Source organism: Arthrobacter sp. Y3225116 (genome assembly GCF_059091245.1).
Genome location: NZ_JBNHGL010000342.1, coordinates 1 through 2,445, shown reverse-complemented (window position 1 = coordinate 2,445; position 2,445 = coordinate 1). Strand labels below are relative to the sequence as shown.

Below are 2,445 nucleotides of genomic sequence, written 5' to 3'. Positions count from 1 at the left end.
GTGGCAGCCAGCGAGAGCAGGTCGGCCGTCGCGGCCGCCGGGGCCGGCTGGATGCCCTTCGCGTGGAGGAGGCTGGTGCGGATGGCGTCCGTCGGGTCGTCGCCGGCTGGGATGTCGACGGCCGAGCGCACGTGGATGCCGAACAGTCCGTGCTGCACCGTGGTCTGGTTGGCACCGGTGCCGCGCATTTCGGCCGGGCGGTCGGCGGAGAGCACCACCAGTTCCACGCCGGCGTGATTGGCTTCCATCACGGCGGGCAACAGCTCGCCCACCGCCGTTCCGGAGGTTGTGACGACCGGAACCGGGCGCAGAGAGCCCAGCGAGAGCCCGAGCGCGGTAAACGCCGCGCCCCGCTCATCGATGCGCACGTGCAGCCGCAGGTCGCCGTGTGTTTCGGCCTCGGCGAGCGCATACGCCAGCGGGGCGCTGCGCGAGCCCGGCGCGATGACGACGTCGCGCACTCCGCCCCAGACCAAGGCCTTCACGGCCAGTCGGGCGGTATCCATCGAGCTCAGCTGCGCAGTCACCCCCTCATGGTAAGCAGACGGCCGCGCCCCGAGGGACGCGGCCGCCTGCCTTCCTCGGCGTGGCCGGGCTAGCGCTTGAGGTGCCCGTTCTTGCCCTTGAACATCTGGATCACGGCCGGCCGGGGCAGCGCGGCGTCGCCCGGCTTGGCGCGGCGCCCGTCCCCGACGTAGTCCGGGAACAGCGAGCGCTGGGCTCCCCAGCTGCCGTCCTCGCCCGGGTGCTGGACGGCGACGAACACCATCCCGTCGTCGTCGTGGATCAGCGGGCCGCAGGTCTCGGCATCAATCGGGACGGCCATGAACTGCTCCACCTTGCCGCGTTCCTGTCCTTCCAGCGTCACGCGGAAGAGTGCGTCGTTGCGCTGGATGGTGCCGGGCTGCCCGTCGGTGGAGACCCACAGGTTTCCGGCCGAATCGAAGGCCAGGTTGTCGGGGCAGGAGATCGGCTGCACCTGGTCGGCCGGGTAGCCGCTGAAGTAGACCGAATCGTCCACCGCCGGATCGCCCGCCACCAGGATCAGCTGCCAGGTGAACTCGGTGGAGGTCTGGTCGCCGGTCTCGGTCATTTCGACGATGTGGCCGTGCCGGTTGTTGGCCCGCGGGTTCGGCTCGTCCACCTGCGCGCGGGTCCGGGCGGTGTTGTTGGTGCAGGCCATGTAGATCTTGCCGGTCGCCGGGTTGATCTCCACGTCCTCCGGGCGGTCCATCTTGGTGGCACCCATGGCGTCGGCGGCGAGCCGCGTGTACACCAGCACCTGGTCGATGCGCATTCCCGGCACCAGCGACTCGCCGTCGCGGGTCAGCTGAATCCAGTGGCCGGTGCCATCGAACGCGCCGTCGGAGGGCAGCACGCCGGAGCCATCGATCTGGTTCTGCGGGGAATTGCCCTTGAAGCTGGCCACATAGAGGTCGCCCTCGGTCAGCAGGGTCATGTTGTGCTTCTTGTCGCCCTCGCGGTAGGTGCCCTTGGAGACGAACTTGTACAGGTAGTCGAAGCGCTCGTCGTCGCCCGAGTAGGAGACCACGTGGCCGGAGGCGGCGATCGTCACGTTGGCGCCCTCGTGCTTGAACCGTCCCAGGGCGGTGTGCTTGCGCGGGGTGGAGGAGGGATCGAACGGGTCCACCTCTACGATCCAGCCGAACCGGTTGTCTTCGTTCCTGCCCTCGGGCCGGTCGGTGTCGAAGCGCGGCTCCGGGATGTGCCAGCCGCGCGACGGGTTGGCGCTGGTCAGGCCGTAGCGGCGCTGCTCCGCGGTTGGTGCCGACACCTTGAAGTACTGGTTGAAGTTCTCTTCGCCCGAGAGTACCGTCCCCCACGGCGTGGTGCCGCCGGCGCAGTTGTTCAGCGTTCCCAGTACGGTGCGGCCGGCGGGATCGGCCTGCGTCTTCAGCAGGTCGGAGCCGGCAGCCGGCCCGGTCAGTTCGTATTCGGTGTCCATCAGGAAACGGCGGTTCAGCCTGGCCCCGCGGACGTAGGTCCACGGCTGGCCCTTGCCCTTGCGCTCCAGTTCCACGACGGACAGCCCGTGGGCGGCCATGGCTACCTCGCGCTGGCGCTCGACGGGCATGTCCGGCGGGAACATGATGCCCTCGTTGGTGTACTCGTGGTTGGCGAACAGGACCGCACGCTTGCCGTTGCTGCCCGGGATCTCGATGATGTCCAGGTAGTCGTTGTTGTAGCCGAACTGGCCCGACTGGGACTCCTTGGTCTGGTTCTCCGGATCGAACTCCGGGGTGCCGTGGAACAGGGGGTCGCCCCAGCGGATCACCGGATCCCAGTTGTAGCCCTTGGGCACCACGACGTCGTCCACGTTGTTCGGCACGGCCTTGATGCCGTCGAACTTCAGCTTGCTCCGGTTGCCGGGTCCGCGGCCGGCTTTGGCGGCCGGGGCCAGCCCGACCTGTGCCTCCGCGGCAG

Annotated in this window: 2 protein-coding genes; both read right to left on the bottom strand. The window is 68.9% G+C overall.

What is annotated here, in order from left to right; genetic code table 11:
- On the bottom strand, nt 1-527 hold a 527-nt coding region (locus AC5RV2_RS17090), incomplete at its 3' end, for a thiamine pyrophosphate-binding protein (RefSeq protein ID WP_494093331.1).
- Between the two features lie 68 nt (nt 528-595).
- The coding region (locus tag AC5RV2_RS17085; protein WP_494093330.1) for a PhoX family protein at nt 596-2,445 on the bottom strand (1,850 nt) is incomplete at its 5' end.